This is a genomic window from Mangrovibacterium diazotrophicum (assembly GCF_003610535.1).
Taxonomy (GTDB): Bacteria; Bacteroidota; Bacteroidia; order Bacteroidales; family Prolixibacteraceae; genus Mangrovibacterium; species Mangrovibacterium diazotrophicum.
The window spans coordinates 3936930-3954065 of the sequence record NZ_RAPN01000001.1 but is presented as its reverse complement, the minus strand read 5'-3'; the positions used below and the strand labels follow the sequence as shown (position 1 = coordinate 3954065).

Below are 17136 nucleotides of genomic sequence, written 5' to 3'. Positions count from 1 at the left end.
TTTATGATATCAAACAGAATATACCACCTACAGAAAACCTGATTTAAAACTTCTTACAGATAAAGCAATAAACAAATCTTCAGATCTTATGTTATCCTTTAGTCCTTTTTCACATTTTTTAACTAATTTTGATATAGGCCTGACCCAAGCGGGCTTTTTGGGGGAAAGAAGAATTGGGGGCAATTCCTTGGGACGAAAATGGGGGAACACACACTTTAACAATTAATAATTCTATGAAAAAAATCACGCTATTGCTTGCAATTCTAGCAATTTGGGTGAGTGCTGCTTTGGCACAAACCCGAGAAATTACAGGTACCGTGACCAGTTCGGAAGATGGATATTCACTTCCGGGAGTATCGGTTTCAGTGAAAGGAACCACCATAGGTACTATTACCGACATCGACGGTAAGTACACGATCTATGTGCCGGAATCTGCAACGACTCTGGTATTTTCTTTTGTTGGTATGCGAACGATAGAGCAACCAATTACAGGGAATGCGATAAACGTTGCGCTTCGTCAGGAAACAGTGGGCGTTGACGAAGTAATTGTAGTTGCCTACGGTACAAAGACCAAGCGTGCTTTAACCGGGGCTGTCACCAGCGTCGGCTCCGACGTACTGGAAAATCAAACAGCAATTTCTCCGTTACGGGCTCTCCAGGGGTCTGCTCCTGGAGTAAACATTCTGACCTCGGGTGGTCAGCCGGGTGAAAACCCAACAATCCGTATCCGTGGTATTGGTAGTGTGAACTTATCGAATGACCCACTGATCGTTGTCGATGGAATTGTTTTCTCTGGAAACCTCAACTCTATTAGTGCCGAACAAATTGAAACAATCAACATTCTGAAGGATGCGTCTGCTTCTGCATTGTACGGATCACGTGCGTCAAACGGGGTTATCCTAATCACGACCAAGAGCGGGAAATACGGTAGTAAAGAAGCGAAAATCAGTTTCAATGCAAAAGTTGGTGTTTCCAATCCTGCTGTTGACACCTATGACCTGGTTTCAGCCGAAGACTACATGAAGTATTCGTGGGAAGCATTGAAAAACCGCAGCATGTATTACGACGGCAATTCAGAAGCTGCAGCATCAACTTATGCCACCAATAACCTAATCAGCTCATTGCGTTACAATCCATACAGCGTGTCTAATCCGGTCGGAACTGATGGCCAAATCGTATCCGGAGCTGAGCAGCTTTGGGATACCGATTGGTATGATGAACTAACCAACGACAACGCTTTTTACAACGAATACAATTTGAATGCTTCCGGAGGTTCCGAAGACATCAACTACTTCATCAGTGGTAGCTACCTGAATCAGGACGGTGCTGTTATCGAATCAAACTTCGAACGTTATTCAGCACGTGTAAACCTGAATGTGAAGCTGAAAGACTGGTTGGAGTTATCAACTAACAACTCTTATTCTAAATCCATTCAGAACTACCCGAACCAGGAAGGTACATCGTACACCAGCTCCTTACAATGGGTTTATGTGGTTCCAAACATCTACCCGCTGTATGCCAGAGACGCTGATGGAAACCTGAAATATGACTCTGCCGGAAATCCGATTTATGATTACGGTAATGCAAGTGGTCAATCGGTCAATGCGGTTCGTCCGACCCTCGGTGGAGAAAATGCCGTTTCTTCCAATAAAATCAACGACATTCTGTATACAAGAACCAACTTGTTGTCGGCAACTTCCATGAAATTCGACCTGTACAAAGGTTTGTCTTTCAAAACAACCTTAGGCTACGAAAGATACCTGTTCGACTCGTACGAATACGATCATAACCAATATGGTTCTGCCGCATCTGTTAATGGTCGCGTTTCTCAGGAACGTTCGATCACTGAATCGTTGACCTGGACAAACTTACTGAACTACGCCACGACAATTAACGACCATACCATTAATGTCGACGTGATTTCAGAAACGTTTGATTACAAATACGATTATTTGAATGCACAGGCAACCGGTTTCCTTCCGAATGTGAAAGTTATTTCCGGAAGTACAGTTCCTGAATCAGTGGGTGGATACATCAACCAAACGAGACTGGTCAGTTACCTGGCTCGTGCCGATTACAGCTTCAAACAGAAATACTTCATCGATTTCAGCTTCCGCCGCGATGCATCGACAAAATTCTCGAAAGACAATCGTTGGGGTAACTTCTTCTCTGTGGGAGGTAGCTGGATTGTATCCGACGAAGCTTTCCTGTCTTCAGTCGAGCAAATTTCACTGTTGAAAATTCGTAGTTCTTACGGAGAATTAGGCAACAACCAAGGTATCGGATACTTCCCTTATTTGGAAGGTTACGACACTGGCTGGAGCAACGGCGACAACAGCGGCGTTCTGCAAGGTGGTGTTGTTGATCCAAACATCAAGTGGGAGAAAACCGGTTTGTTCAATGTTGCCTTGGATTATGGCTTCCTGAATAACCGTATTACAGGTACAATTGAATATTACAACAAGAAGTCAATCGACCTGCTATTCGATAAACCGCTGGCTCCGTCTTTAGGTGACCCATCTATTTTCACCAATATTGGTACAGTTAAAAACACCGGTTGGGAATTCATGGTTAACACGGTTAACGTGCACAAAGGAGACATTTACTGGACGTCTTCATTCAACATCTCAACCAACAAAAACGAAATCCTGAAATTACCACAGGATGAGATTACAAACGGTACCAAAAAATGGATGGTCGGTAAATCAATTTACGACTTCTTCATCCGCGAGTATGCAGGCGTAAACCCGGCGAACGGTAATGCCATGTGGTATATGGACGCTGATGATGGTTCGAAGGTTTTAACTGAGGATTACTCCGATGCAACGCAATACTACCAGGGATCGGCGCTTCCTGATGTTATCGGTGGTGTTTCTTCTTATTTCAAATACAAAGGATTCGACCTGAATATTCTTTTCAACTACAGCTTTGGCGGAAAAATCTACGATTCATCTTATGCCGGTTTGATGAATAGTTTGGAGTCAGCCGGTGACCAGCTTTCTGCCGATATCAAAGACAGATGGCAACAACCAGGCGACATTACCGACGTACCAAAACTGTACCAGGCAAACAACGATTACAACGCGGTTTCTACGAGATTCCTGTTCGATAACGATTATGTACGTTTGAAAGCATTGACAATCGGCTATAATCTACCGAAGTCTGTGACCAGCAAAGCAAACCTTCAGAACGTAAGAGTTTACATGCAGGCTGACAACATCTGGACTTACCAGTCGCACAAGGGAATCGACCCGGAGCAGAACATTGCCGGTACAACAAACAACCGTTCGAACCAAATGAAAACCATCTCATTTGGTCTAAACATTGATTTATAATCGTCTTTGAAAATGAAGAATATGAAAAATATAAATAGAATATTATTGGGAGTTTTGGTATTATTTGCCTTCTCCGGCTGTGAGTCGTACTTGGACGAGCCCAAACCTACTGACAGCTTAACTTCTGACGCCATTTACTCTTCGACGGAAGGTGTGGATGCCTACCTTTCAGGGATCTATCGCAACATGCGCGCTCAATACGAATATTCAACGGATGTTGCCACAACTGATGTCGGTGGTATTTACTCCATGTATTTTGCTCGTGCGGTAAAAGGAAAAGACCTGATTCAGAACTCATGGTACAACTTCGATTACGAGAATGACAACCGCGAACCCACCTACCGTCGTACACGGGTAACCTGGCAGTTCCTGTTCGACCTCGTTAACCACGCCAATACTCTTATTCAGGGAGTAACGAATGGTACTCTCTCTGATGCCGACAAGGCAATCTACATTGCCCACGGAAAAGCACTGAGAGCATATTTCTACTTCCAACTCGCTTTGGAATACCAACTTTCTTACGCTGTTGACCCGAGCGCTCCGGCCCCACCTCTCTACGACCAGGTAGAATATGAAGCAAAGGGAATGAGTACCTTGGCAGAACTTTACACCCTGATCGTGCAGGACATCAACGATGCAATCGCCGATTTACCTGAAGACAGGCTCAATAAGTCCTACATTAATAAATCGGTCGCGTACGGGTTGAAAGCACGGATTCTGATGGCAATGAACAAAGATTGGGATCAGGTTGAAGCAGCTGCCAACGCAGCCTACGGCGGCGATCCTGATGCAGCGCTGTATGCATCAGAATACGGCGCAGGTTTCGACGACATTAACGCCAGCGAATGGATGTGGGGAATGGACCAACAAGCGGATCAAAGTAACTACTATTACGTTGCCCCGCACGCTTTCACCGACCACTTTGCTGATGCCTACTTTGGAACCTACATCGACGAGAACTTTGTTGCTAACTTCTCCGGCACCGACGTTCGCAGTTTATTCTTCAATATTTACGGTGGTGAATCCGGCGACTGGTGGGAATTTGTAACCAGCAAATTTGTATTCTCATTCTCCGCAGATATTCCAATTATGCGTACGCCTGAAATGATTTTGATGGAAGCAGAAGCCATGTATCACCAGGGTAGGGAGACAGAAGCACATGACTTACTTTTCACGTTGCAGTCTGACCGCGATCCTTATGCCGTTCAATCATCTGCGACAGGAACCGCTTTGTTGGAAGAGATCCTGTTAGAAAGAAGAAAAGAAATGTACGGCGAGCTCGGCGTAGAATGGTTTGATGCAAAACGCCTTCAGCGTGGTATCGTCAGAGGTGCAAACCACCGGGTTGTGCTAACACTTGATCCGAATGACAAGCGTTTCTTCCTGAAAATTCCGCAAACTGAAATTGATGCCAACCCGAACATTGATGCTTCGGTAAACGATGGACGTTAAATCTTAAATATTCAGCAAATTATGAAAAAACTAACATACATATTGGTACTCCTGACATTTGGGGCATTCCTAAACAGCTGTTCCGATGATCCCGAGTTCACTAAAAATCTGAATTTCATTTCATTTGAAATTCAGATTCCTACAATAGTCGTTGAAAAAGAGGGTACAACCGAAGCTACTGTCCATGTTTACAGTACTCAAAAAACAGGTTCAGACCGGACTTTCAGCGTTGAAGTAGTTGAAGATGCGACAACCGCGAACCCTGAAAGTTACTCTATTCCGGCAACAGTAACAATTCCGGCAAACTCAAGCGTTGGAACAATTACCGTTACTGCCGTAGATAATAATCTTGGTGAAGACCCAGTCACAATAGGCCTTCAAATCGCTGACGAAATCGGGCTGTTCACGGGAGATCCAGCTGAACTGACAATCCAGAAACACTGCGAATTAGATATCAATGAGTTCGTTGGAACATATAGCGGAGAAACAATGGGCGGCTGGGGTTCAACTAACGTTGTCACTTCTTTAGATGGAGACGGGAACCTTCAAATTACCGGAGTTGGAGTTTCCTTCTTAACAGGATACTGGGGAGAAGAAATCGTAACGATGGAGACGCTACCTGTAGACGTCGATTTAGAATCAGGCGAATTTACGATTGAAGAAGCAGCGTATATCACCACAACGTGGGATGGAGCTCCGCAACCAACCTACTACCTGTCGGCACACGGATTCCTAAATGCCTGTTCCGGCACTATGTATTTGTATTATGATTTCAACCAAGCCGGTGTTGGCTCATATGTCGAATACTTTGGAGACCAAGATTATTTCACTGAAATAATTTCCATTGAATAATTTTTCGATTTACAAGAATAGAGGCGATGGATGATCCATCGCCTCTATTTCTTTATATACTTAATTCTATCAAGTAATTACGAGCGAGTAAACATCTTAAATTGACACTTAACCCCTCTACATTCAGTCCAATCAAGTTTTCTGTTTTTTCTTTTTAGCCGCAGGGAACAGCACGTTGTTCAGGATTAAACGGTAGCCCGGAGAGTTGGGATAAAGATTTAAATCAGTGGGGGGATCTCCAACCAGGTGGCGATAATCTTCCGGGTCGTGCCCTCCGTAAAAAGTCCAGAAACCTTTGCCGGATTCGCCATGAATGTAACGGGCCTCGCCTGCCGCTTTATTCTCACCCATAATCAACACATTCGCCTTAATCAGTTTTGAGTTGAAGGCAGTGGTTTGGCCCATAAAACCACGAATAACGCGCTTGTCATTTTGAGTCAGCATTGTCGGAACCGGATCCCATTTGGCCGAGAAATCAAACAAGGTGAAGAAATCCTGCGGTTGCTGTACCTTCCGGATGGTTGTCACATCAATGTCCGAAAAGCGGTAGATATAGGGATTCATTTCGAGGCTGAAATCTTTGAAGGCGAGGGTTGAGCCGTAATCCAGCTTTTCGTTTGCCTGCGGATCTGCCGGATCACCGTCGAACATAACGTCGCAAATATCCACATCGTGAGCAGCCATGGCAATATCGTAGGTATCCGTAGCAGCACACATGGCAAACAGGAAGCCACCGCGATCCACATAACTGTGAATTTGCTCCGCAACTACCCGCTTCATCTCCGACACTTTCAGGAAACCGTTTCGCTGAGCAGCCTCTTGATTGGTTCTAACTTCCTCCTGGTACCAGGGCATGTTACGATAGTTCGCGTAGAACTTCCCAAACTGCCCTGTAAAATCTTCGTGGTGCAGGTGGAGCCAATCGTAGTCTTTCAGTTTACCGGCGAGAATTTCGTCATCGTAAATCAGGTCGTATTTTATTTCCGCATAGGTCAACACCATCGTAACGGCGTCGTCCCAGGGCTGCTTGTTCTTTGGCGAATAAACGGCAATTTTCGGTGCCTTCTGCATACTCACTGCATCCTGGTTAACTTCAGGACTGGCAATTTCTGTTAGAATGAGGTTGGCTTTCGCATCGGCAATCTTCTCGACACTCACTCCCCGAATGACGCACTCCGACTCAATTTCAGGCGCATATTGAATGAGGAAACTGCCGCCCCGGTAGTTAAGCAGCCATTTCACCTCAATGGCTTTCTCCAGGGTCCAGTAGGCAATGCCATAGGCTTTCAACTGGTTTCGCTGCTGCCCGTCCATCGGGATCAACAGGTATAAAGCCGAGCTTTGCTTCACGAAGGTGAAACTTAAAAGAAAAAAAAGGAAAGCTATTTTGAGCCCGTTAGAACGGCGCGTCGTCTGCGTTGGGTTTGCCATAGTTCATACTGTTTTCCGTCTCGAAACCGGTATTGGCCGGCATGCCGAAACCACCCGAATCACTATTCATTTTCGAGCTGAACGTCTGACCAAAATTACCGCCACCAATTTCTTCCGGTATCGTGCTCTCGAGGTCACAGAATTTAACCTGCGCCTTCTTGAAGGCCAGCTGCACATCACCAACTGAACCGTTACGGTGCTTAGCAATAATGATCTCAGCAACACCGATCAGCGAGTTTCCGTTTTCGTCTTCGGTGATACCATAATATTCCGGACGGTGGATGAAACATACCAAGTCGGCATCCTGCTCAATCGCTCCCGATTCACGAAGGTCGGACAGCTGCGGACGCTTTCCTTCGCGGCTTTCTACGGCACGGCTCAACTGTGAAAGTGCCAGGATTGGAACGTCCAGCTCTTTGGCGATCGCCTTCAACGAACGGGAAATCATACTCACCTCCTGTTCACGGCTACCGCGCCCCATGTCACCGGCGGTCATCAGCTGCAAGTAGTCGACAATCACCACGCCAATATTGTGTTGCATTTTCAAACGGCGGCATTTCGCTCGGAATTCGAAAATTGAAAGAGCGGGCGTATCGTCGATAAACATCGGCGCATCTTCCAACACTTTCAATTTGCGGTTGAAGTTTTCCCACTCCCACTGCGCCAACCTACCGGTTTTAATCTTTTCAGAGCCCAACTCGGTTTCGGCCGCAATCAAACGGTTCACCAACTGAACCGACGCCATCTCCAGAGAGAATATCGCTACCGGAGCACGGTGATCAACCGCCATATTCCGGGCCATCGATAACACGAAGGCCGTTTTACCCATCGCCGGACGGGCCGCGATAATCACCAAGTCGGTCTTCTGCCAGCCCGAAGTCATTCGGTCCAAAGCGGTAAAACCAGTTGGCGTACCACTCAAACCGTCCTCCCGTTTTGAAGCTTCCTCAATCATGATCGCAGCTTCCTTCAGAATGGGCTTAATCGGCAAGGTTTCTTTCTTGATATTCCCCTCAGCCACCTTAAACAGGGCGGTTTCCGAGAAGTCGATCAAATCGTCAACGTCGATATTGGCGTCGTATGCTTTTGTTTGGATTTCAGATGAAACACGAATCAATTCGCGCTGAATAAATTTCTGCGCAATGATACGGGCGTGAAATTCGATGTGCGCAGCCGAGGCCACACGACTCGTCAATTGAGTAATGTAGAGCGGACCGCCAACTTCATCCAGCTGCTCGCGGTTTTTCATTTCCTGGGTCACCATCAACAAGTCGACCGGTTTTTCGTGGGTCGAAAGATATTTGATAGCCTCGAAAATCTTTTTGTGCTCGTCTTTGTAAAAACTGCCCGTATCAATAATATCAGCTACACTTACATAGGCATCACGTTCCAACATCAGAGCACCCAATACCGCTTCTTCCACATCTATTGCCTGCGGCGGAAGCTTGCCGTACTGAGCATTGATTTGCTCAATTGTTGCGCTTATATTGTTATTCCCTCTTGTATTTTTACGCTCTACTGCCATCGAAAAATTGTGTAAACTGGTTGATTGTCAATACCTATTTCGCCCGGAAAAATTTAGCGAAACGAATTTTAAAGGTATAAAAAAAGGAGCCTTATCAGCCCCTCTTTTTCTATTTTCAATGTTAATTTTTAACCGATACTATCTAAGATAATGAGTGTCAGCATCTCCTTCAATTCACGCCCCATTGCAGCAATCTGCTGCGGAATAAAACTGGTTGCGGTCATGCCCGGTGTCGTGTTTACTTCCAGGAAATAGAACTTCCCGTCGCGCAGGATGAAATCCACACGAACAATTCCTTTACAGTTGCACAAGTCGTAAATACGCGACGCCAATTGCTGAATGTCATTCGTGAGTTCCGCCGAAATGCGGGCCGGAGTAATTTCATCCGTCATCCCAGCTGTGTATTTTGCTTCAAAATCGAAGAATTCCTTTTTCGGCAGTACTTCGGTTACCGGGAAAATGAAGGTTTCGTTTTTCAATTTTACCAATCCACAAGTGAACTCAGCACCTTCCACAAATTCTTCCACCAAGGCTTCATCGCTTTCAATCCAGGCACGTTCAATGGCCGGTTGCAATTCGTCGATAGTCTTCACCTTGGTAACTCCAAAACTGGAACCGCCTGCATTCGGCTTTACAAAAACCGGAAGATTTAATTTTGAAACCAACTGTTCGGCATCAATCGCAGTTCCTTTCATCATGCGAACCGATTTCGCCATCGGGATATCGAAATTGCGCAGGTAGTTGCTGCAAAAATATTTATTGAAAGTGAGTGAAGAAGAGTGAACGCCACATGTTGAATATGGAATTTTCAACAGGTCGAAATAGCCTTGCAAAATGCCGTCCTCGCCCGGTGTTCCGTGAATGATAATATAAGCGTAATCGAATTTGACGGTTTTCCCACCGAAGGAAAAACTAAACGATCCTTTATCCACATCGGCAATTTTCTGCCCTTCGAGCATCACCGACCATTCAGAGTTTTTCATCTCGACCATCCATGGATTGAAGATTTCCGGATCGATTGAGGAATAGACGTTTTTACCACTCTGCACTGAAACAATGTACTCCGAAGAGTCGCCACCATAAACAACAGCTATATTTTTCTTCATTTTGAGTTCAATTTTTGAAAACTCAAATATCATCAATAATTGGCATTGTCCGCCCGCCAATGACGAAAAATATAACTATTTAGTTTAATTATTTTGCTCGCGCTACAACACGAGAAGGCAAAGACACTCAACAGCCCCGAATCGTAAATCGTAAATGAAGAAATGGTAAATCTAACCGTTATTCGCCGATTTCGCGATTGGCGATGTAATCGCGCCATTTGGTAATGGCATCTTGCATGTCTTGGGCCAATTCTGATTCGAACAGCATCTCTTCACCAGTCGTCGGATGAACAAAGCCGAGCGTTTTCGCATGTAGTGCCTGTCGCGGAAGAATCTTAAAACAGTTGGCAACAAACTGTTTGTATTTCGAGAACGTCGTTCCCCAAAGAACTTTATCGCCTCCGTAAGTGTCGTCGTTAAACAGCGGGTGGCCGATATATTTCATGTGAACGCGAATCTGATGCGTGCGGCCAGTCTCCAACTGACATTGAACCAGACTGACATACCCCAGTTCTTCAATCAATTTGTAATGGGTCACGGCATGTTTACCGCTGTCGCCATCTTCGTAAACCGTGAAAACCTGGCGGTCTTTCACACTGCGGGCAATATTTCCCTCGATGGTTCCTTCCGGCTCTTTCAAACGCCCCCACACCAGCGCCACATACTGACGTTTCGTGGTTTTATCGAAGAATTGCTTGGAGAGCTTGGTTTTAGCCGCTTCTGTTTTTGCCACAACCATCAACCCCGAGGTGTTCTTGTCGATACGGTGTACCAAACCTGGACGCGGATCATTGGCCGATGAAAAAATCGGCAGATCCTTGTAACGCCAAGCCAAGGCATTGACCAAAGTACCGCTGTAATTTCCGTGCCCCGGATGAACAACCAAGCCAGCAGGCTTATTAATGACGATCAGTTGATCATCTTCATAAACCACATCCAACGGAATATCCTCGGCAATGATTTTCAGTTCGCGACGAGGAAAATCCATCACGATACTGATCTCGTCGCCTGGTTTTACTTTATAATTTGATTTGACTGATTTGCCGTTAACCAAAATATTTCCGGCATCAGCAGCCGTCTGAATCCGGCTTCGGGAAGCATTGTCGATCCGGTTGACAATAAACTTATCAATCCGAACCTGCTTCTGTCCGGAATCAACAACCAGATTAAAATGCTCGTAAAGCGCCGACTCCTGGCCTTCTTCTTCCTGATCATCAAAAATATCGTCAAACTCTTCCTGCATTAAAATCCTCCGGTTGAATCATTTGTCATTTCCATATCACTTTCCTGGATCAGCTTGCTATCGTCCAATGTTAACCAAACGTCGATAGAAGCACCCAGTTCAATTTCGTCATAGCGGCTGTTTGACGGCCGTTGCTGCCAAACTTTAGCATTCAGACTATCTTCCTGACTTTGAACCGTCTCATCATAAATGATTGCTCCAACATTCAGGAACAAACTGGCAATTTCAGAGCGAGCCTGCGAAAGTGTTTCTCCGAACAAATTCGGCACCACTGTCTTCTCTCCGCTGCTCGACTTGCCGATTCTCAGGTCAACACGCGAACCTTTATTCACCATCACACCCGGCTCAACTTCCTGGCCATTGATTTGCTGTCCCAAAACCAGGTTCGAGAATTCAGAAGGCACGTAGTCGATTACGCCAACATTTAATCCTTCCGCCTGCATGATGTTCACCGCCTGACGAAAAGAGATGTCGGTTAATTTCGGCATCGCAACCTGCTCCGGCGCAATTGCACAGATACTCAAAAATATCGTCCGGCCTTCTTTAACGCTATGTCCGGCCTGTGGCATTTGCCCGATAACTGAACCAGGCTCCGCTGAATCCAGGTAGGTTGAATCTGATATTTCGTAAGTCAAATTTTTTGAAGCCAGCAGCTGTTCAGCCTGTTCAATATTCAGTCCTGCCAAATCGGGCACAGGTTGCGATTCGCCGTGATTGGTATACTTCCGAATACCAAACATTGTCAGCAATAATAAAACAACAATGATTGCGATTGCGATCGCCAACTGGATGAAAAATGTTCTACTGGTCAAAAATGATTTAAAACTCATGGTAAAATCAGAATGATGTTTGCAGTAAACAAAAATAGCTTAAAAATCGAAAGCCGAAAGGTAAATATCACCCCGACTTTGAAGACCTGACCGAATCCAAGACCAATGGTTATAACACACAAAAAGGTAAAGAATCGTAATTCTTTACCTTCCTATGCAGTAATACGTATAAGATTTCTTAACGTTTGTGTCTTGGTTCGTCTGAAACAGTCAGTTTCTTTCTACCTTTGGCACGACGACTTTTTAAGACCAAGCGGCCGCCCGGAGTAGACATTCTTTCGCGAAAACCGTGTTTGTTTCTACGCTTTCTGTTAGATGGTTGAAATGTCCTTTTCATTGGTATATCTTTTTATTATTTCTTTCTCTGTTAATTTCGGACTGCAAAAATATATCTTTTTTATTTCCTTCCAAAATATAACGACTTATTTTCCTGTATTTTTCAACACAAGATGAATAACTTTCTTAGTTTCAAAGAATTCCTCTTCAAAATATTTATTCAACGGGAACACTTTGACCTTATTTTGAAACGCTTCCAGCTCATCATCGAAGTCACCACCCTTGAGATATAAAATCCCATTTGCAAATTCGTTGCGCTGTATTCCGCTGATTTTTGTGCGAACAAGCGACACAAATTTTGGGAAAGCAGTTACGGCGCGACTCACCACAAAATCAAACTGGCCTTTCACTTTCTCGGCCCGATGCTGCTCTGCCCTCACATTTGTCAAGCCAAGTGCTTTCGCAACTTCGTTCACCACCGTAATCTTCTTAGCAATCGAATCAACCAACAAAAACTCGGTTTCGGGGAACATGATGGCCAAGGGAATTCCTGGAAAACCACCACCTGTGCCCACATCCATAATCCGCGTACCGGGAACAAAACCCGTCACCTTGGCAATTCCCAACGAATGCAGGACATGCCGCTCATAAAGTTGATCGATATCTTTACGTGAAATGACATTGATTCGTTCATTCCACTCCGAATAAAGATCGCCCAACATGGCAAAGCGCTTCTGCTGGGTTTCGTCTAACGACGGAAAATATTTCGTTATAAGTTCCATAAAATACTAACTGATTCCGGTTATCGGGAGCGGCAACCGGCCCGCAAAGGATTTCGCTTATTCTTTATGGTCGTCCATTTCGGTCGACTCAATCATTTTGAACAGCATTTCCCGAGCTCTGAACAACTGCGCTTTAACGGTCCCGAGCGGCAAATTTAGCTCTTTTGCAATTTCTTCGTACGAATATTCGCGGAAATAACGCAATTCGACTAAAGTACGATAACGAGGTTTGAGTTTGTGGACGATGCGGCGAAGTAAGATTGCTTTTTGAATACGTATCAGCTTTTGTTCGGGATCGGGGTCAACTGATTTCAATTTTATCGGCGGATCGTTTTCGTTGCTCTCCTGCGTGGTTTCAATTGAAATAGTCACCCCGCGGCGCTTTCGGAGAAAATCGATGCAGTTGTTTGAAGCGATCTTAAACAACCACGTGCTAAATGCATAATTCGGTGAATACTGGTGGAGGTTTTTAAACGCTTTTCCAAAGGCCTCAATGGTCAAATCCTCTGCATCGCTTTTGTTGTTGACCATTTTTAGCAACATGTAATAAATGGCATCTTTATACTTACCAAGCAGTTTCGCGAAGGCTTTTTCCTCTCCGCGCAATGCAGACTCCACCAAGGCGTAATCTTGTTGGGCTTTATCTGACAGGTTCGGGTTTAGTTCCATTTATTGCGTTGTACTTGTAAATAGATTGACGCTCTGTAGTAAAAATACAGAAAAGGTCGCACAAAAACGTATACAAACGAAGATAAAAAGATTTTCTTTTCTGCCAAGCATTTCAGCAGACTTTTAATCAAAACTGCTTGGATTATGATTGCTATAAATGGAACCGGAACAAAAACATACCAGTAGCGAATATCGGTAAACAAGAGCGTCAAAAGGCCGGTTAGAAACAATAGTTTCGCCAGACGCTCAAGCCATGCCAGCCACTTCTTCGAAAAACTGATATCGTTAAATATGCGGATGTGTTTTTTCACTAAATCCTGGAATTCGTCCTTATCAGTCACGCGATCCTCGCGCAAACTAGCCTGAATCGCGGTAGAGAATTTCACATTGAGTTTACTGAGCTGATTAAACACGAGCTCCAGGCCTGCATAATGGGCATTCATTTTCCCTTTAAAACCTCCGGTTTCAAAATACAAGCGCTTATTGAAAAGAACATTGATTTGCTGATACAACAGTGGGATCGATGCTCGTTGGTTCGCCGAAGCCCGCCAAAACGCATCCATTCGTTCCACTCGACACAAACGATTGTAGCGGGTTTTACCACTATTATAATTCACATAGCTTACCAGCATTTGTGAGTCATCGTCCAACTCCTGATTCATTTTCGCCAGGTAATCCCGATCATCCAGATTGGTTTCCGGCGTGAGTAAAAGCACCCAATCGTTCTTTGCAGCTTTCATTGCCAGGTTCATCGCCATCTTTTCCGACGAGCGGTTCTCCTGGTTCAACGAGCTGAATTTGATTTTCGGGTATTTCTTCGCCATCACTCCCAGAATAATTAAGGTTGAATCGGCCGAAAAATCGTCAACGACAACGATTTCGAAATTCGAGTAATTCTGATCCAATAATTTAAGCAGGAATTGCTCCAGACGTTCCGACTCATTGCGCACGTTTAACAGTACGCTAATCGGCCTCTCTGCCCGACTTTTGGACGGCGCGCGATTAGCCACAATTACCCTGCGGTAAAATACAAGTTGTATCACCAACGTCAGCACAAAGCCCAACAACAGGATTAAATACCCACCCCACTCGTAAAACGGACGATTGAAAAACTCTTGCGTCATGGTCGAAATTTGATGACAAATTTAATAATCGAAGCGATTCTTCATCAGCTTCTTTTTAAATTTAATTAACAACGGATAATGAGATTTTACATCTTCAGCTTTTATATTAATGTGCTATCTTTGCTCGCTGAAAAAAAGAAACATGGATTTTACACTGAAACATACAGCCAGCCAATCGGAAGCGAGGGCGGGCATACTTGAAACGGACCACGGAGTCATTGAGACGCCTATATTCATGCCTGTGGGTACAGCCGGTTCAGTGAAAGGAATCCATAAAAAAGATCTCAAAGAAGACATCGGTGCTCAAATTATTCTGGGCAACACCTACCACCTTTATTTGCGTCCGGGCATGGACATTATCGAACGTGCCGGAGGATTACACAAATTCAATGGCTGGGATGGCCCTATTTTGACAGACAGCGGTGGCTACCAGGTTTTTTCACTGGGAGATATTCGCAAACTAACGGAAGAAGGAGCCCGGTTCCAGTCGCACATTGATGGTTCGTACCACTTGTTTACGCCGGAAAGCGTTATTGACATTCAACGTAAGATCGGCGCCGACATCATGATGGCTTTCGACGAGTGCACTCCGGGTGATGCTGACTTCGACTATGCCAAAAAATCGCTAGCACTTACACAGCGCTGGCTTGACCGTTGTGTGAACCAAATGGCGAAAACGAGTCCGCTTTACGGACACAACCAATCGCTTTTCCCGATTGTGCAAGGAGGTGTTTACCCGGAATTGCGCGAACAGGCAGCTCGCCACGTAACCACGATCCCGAGTGACGGTTACGCCATTGGCGGACTTTCGGTAGGAGAACCCGAAGCCGACATGTACGCCATGATTGATGTGGTAAACCCGATACTTCCGAAAGACAAACTACGCTACCTGATGGGTGTCGGAACACCCGTAAATATACTTGAGGCCATCGATCGTGGTGTTGACATGTTCGACTGCGTGATGCCAACCCGCAATGGCCGCAATGGCATGCTGTTCACCAAAAACGGTTTCATGAATATGCGAAATGCCAAGTGGGCCGATGATTTCTCGCCAATTGATCCGGAAGGGACGTCTTTCGTAGACATCAACTATACCAAAGCTTTTTTGCGCCACCTCATCGTTTCGGGCGAAATGCTGGGAGCCCAAATTGCCAGCCAACACAACCTGGCATTTTACTTGTGGCTGGTAAAAGAAGCACGTCGGCAGATTTTAGCCGACACCTTTAAAGATTGGAAAGAAGAAATGGTTGTTAAACTGGCTCAACGCTTATGAAATTGAAAATTCCGGGCATAGAAACAATTGACAGGTATATCATCGCGAAGTTCCTGGGTACTTTCTTTGTATCCATCGCCCTGATCATCAGCATTGCCTTGGTTTTCGACGTTTCGGAAAATCTGGATGAATTCTTGTCGAAGGACATTCCCGTCCACGACATTATTTTCGACTATTACCTGAACTTCATCCCTTATTTTGCCAACCTGTTCAGCTCGCTTTTCAACTTTATTGCGGTTATTTATTTCACGTCCAAGATGGCTTACAACTCGGAGATTATTGCTATTCTGAGCTCCGGTGTGTCATTCCATCGCTTTGTTCGCCCTTATATGGTTGGTGCTGCAATTATCGCCTTGTTCTCTTATGTGTTGGGCGATTATATTATTCCACCGGCTAACAAAACCATGGTCGAATTCAAAGATGCTTATATTAAAAACAAGCGGAACAGTCTCGAAAATAACATACACCGGCAGATAACGCCAGGCACCTACATTTACATGAGAAGTTATAATACGTCGAACGATGTAGGTTATAAATTTACAATTGAACGATTTGAAGAGGGGAATTTAATTTCGAAACTCTCGGCAGATTTTATCAAATGGGATCGGGAACGGAAGGTATGGGAAATCAACAACTATTTTATCCGCGACATCGACGGGTATAAGGAAACCATTACAACCGGCACAAAGAAAGACACAACACTGAATATGGTTCCGGCTGACTACGTGACTATGGCCAATATGGCCGAGACACTGGCTTTGCCGGATTTGAATAAAGAAATCGAATCGCTAAAACTTCGGGGTATCAATACCATCGAATACGAAGTGGAAAAGCACAAACGACGTGCAAATCCATTTTCAGCCTTTATACTTACGATAATCGGCGTTTCATTGGCGTCAAGAAAAGTAAAAGGAGGATTGGGGCTTCACCTCGGGCTTGGCATTTTGATCAGCTTCTCATACATCATGTTCATGCAAATCTCTACAGTCTTTGCGCTCTCCGGATCAGTCCCGCCCTATATTGCCGTTTGGATTCCGAATTTTATTTTCGGTGCGTTGGCTGCCTATTTATACAATCGGGCACGCCGTTAACAAAAATTTCAAACTCTGCATAAAATTGTTCAAAACCAAGAAAAGGCAAAAAAGTTCACGGAAACTTTAGAATGTTTTTAAAAACAATTGCCTGTATGAAAAAATTATAATTTTGACACGTAAAACTTTCAACAGAAAGACCATTAT

Annotated in this window: 14 protein-coding genes; 5 read left to right on the top strand and 9 right to left on the bottom strand. The window is 44.7% G+C overall.

Annotated features, from left to right (window positions below):
• Positions 1–233: 233 nt before the first annotated feature.
• Genes BC643_RS15620 through BC643_RS15610 form a run of 3 tightly spaced genes read left to right on the top strand, consistent with a single transcriptional unit; the run spans position 234 to position 5639 of the window.
• Complete coding sequence (locus BC643_RS15620; RefSeq protein ID WP_120273965.1) at positions 234–3335, top strand: SusC/RagA family TonB-linked outer membrane protein; 3102 nt, start codon at positions 234–236, stop codon at positions 3333–3335.
• Between the two features lie 21 nt (positions 3336–3356).
• On the top strand, positions 3357–4787 hold the full coding sequence (locus BC643_RS15615) for a RagB/SusD family nutrient uptake outer membrane protein (protein ID WP_170154577.1): 1431 nt from the start codon (positions 3357–3359) through the stop codon (positions 4785–4787).
• A gap of 21 nt (positions 4788–4808) precedes the next feature.
• The gene (locus BC643_RS15610) at positions 4809–5639 is read left to right on the top strand and encodes a DUF4843 domain-containing protein (protein WP_120273963.1); all 831 of its coding nucleotides are present in this window, start codon (positions 4809–4811) and stop codon (positions 5637–5639) included.
• Positions 5640–5771: 132 nt separating this feature from the next.
• Here the strand turns inward: BC643_RS15610 and BC643_RS15605 are convergent, their stop codons facing one another.
• The 9 genes from BC643_RS15605 to BC643_RS15565 all read right to left on the bottom strand — a co-directional run bounded on the left by BC643_RS15605 (position 5772) and on the right by BC643_RS15565 (position 14625).
• Positions 5772–7070 (bottom strand): asparagine synthetase B, encoded by a 1299-nt coding sequence (locus tag BC643_RS15605; protein ID WP_120273962.1) that lies wholly within the window; start codon positions 7068–7070, stop codon positions 5772–5774.
• A complete protein-coding gene (gene dnaB / locus BC643_RS15600; protein WP_120273961.1) occupies positions 7036–8595 on the bottom strand; it encodes a replicative DNA helicase in 1560 nt (519 codons plus the stop codon). Before dnaB ends, BC643_RS15605 begins: the two co-directional genes overlap by 35 nt.
• Before the next feature lie 128 nt (positions 8596–8723).
• The gene (locus tag BC643_RS15595; RefSeq protein WP_120274319.1) at positions 8724–9701 is read right to left on the bottom strand and encodes a D-alanine--D-alanine ligase; all 978 of its coding nucleotides are present in this window, start codon (positions 9699–9701) and stop codon (positions 8724–8726) included.
• Positions 9702–9879: 178 nt separating this feature from the next.
• Positions 9880–10944: an RluA family pseudouridine synthase gene (locus BC643_RS15590; protein WP_120273960.1), complete on the bottom strand. Its 1065-nt coding sequence runs from the start codon at positions 10942–10944 to the stop codon at positions 9880–9882.
• Complete coding sequence (locus BC643_RS15585) at positions 10944–11756, bottom strand: PASTA domain-containing protein (RefSeq protein ID WP_170154576.1); 813 nt, start codon at positions 11754–11756, stop codon at positions 10944–10946. Before BC643_RS15585 ends, BC643_RS15590 begins: the two co-directional genes overlap by 1 nt.
• A 196-nt stretch (positions 11757–11952) precedes the next feature.
• Positions 11953–12111: a 50S ribosomal protein L34 gene (gene rpmH, locus BC643_RS15580; protein WP_120273958.1), complete on the bottom strand. Its 159-nt coding sequence runs from the start codon at positions 12109–12111 to the stop codon at positions 11953–11955.
• Positions 12112–12196: 85 nt separating this feature from the next.
• Positions 12197–12832 carry a 16S rRNA (guanine(527)-N(7))-methyltransferase RsmG gene (gene rsmG / locus BC643_RS15575; protein WP_120273957.1) on the bottom strand — a complete coding sequence of 212 codons (636 nt, stop codon included), beginning with the start codon at positions 12830–12832 and terminating at the stop codon, positions 12197–12199.
• A gap of 57 nt (positions 12833–12889) precedes the next feature.
• Positions 12890–13501: an RNA polymerase sigma factor gene (locus tag BC643_RS15570; RefSeq protein ID WP_120273956.1), complete on the bottom strand. Its 612-nt coding sequence runs from the start codon at positions 13499–13501 to the stop codon at positions 12890–12892.
• Positions 13492–14625, bottom strand: a complete 1134-nt coding sequence (locus tag BC643_RS15565; RefSeq protein ID WP_120273955.1) for a glycosyltransferase — start codon at positions 14623–14625, stop codon at positions 13492–13494. The genes BC643_RS15570 and BC643_RS15565 overlap by 10 nt, the downstream gene beginning before the upstream one ends.
• A 142-nt stretch (positions 14626–14767) precedes the next feature.
• Here BC643_RS15565 and tgt point away from each other — a divergent pair, with 142 nt between their 5' ends.
• Positions 14768–15898 (top strand): tRNA guanosine(34) transglycosylase Tgt, encoded by a 1131-nt coding sequence (gene tgt, locus BC643_RS15560; RefSeq protein WP_120274318.1) that lies wholly within the window; start codon positions 14768–14770, stop codon positions 15896–15898.
• Positions 15895–16989, top strand: coding sequence for an LptF/LptG family permease (locus BC643_RS15555; protein ID WP_120273954.1), 1095 nt, complete (start codon positions 15895–15897; stop codon positions 16987–16989). Before tgt ends, BC643_RS15555 begins: the two co-directional genes overlap by 4 nt.
• Positions 16990–17136: the final 147 nt, after the last annotated feature.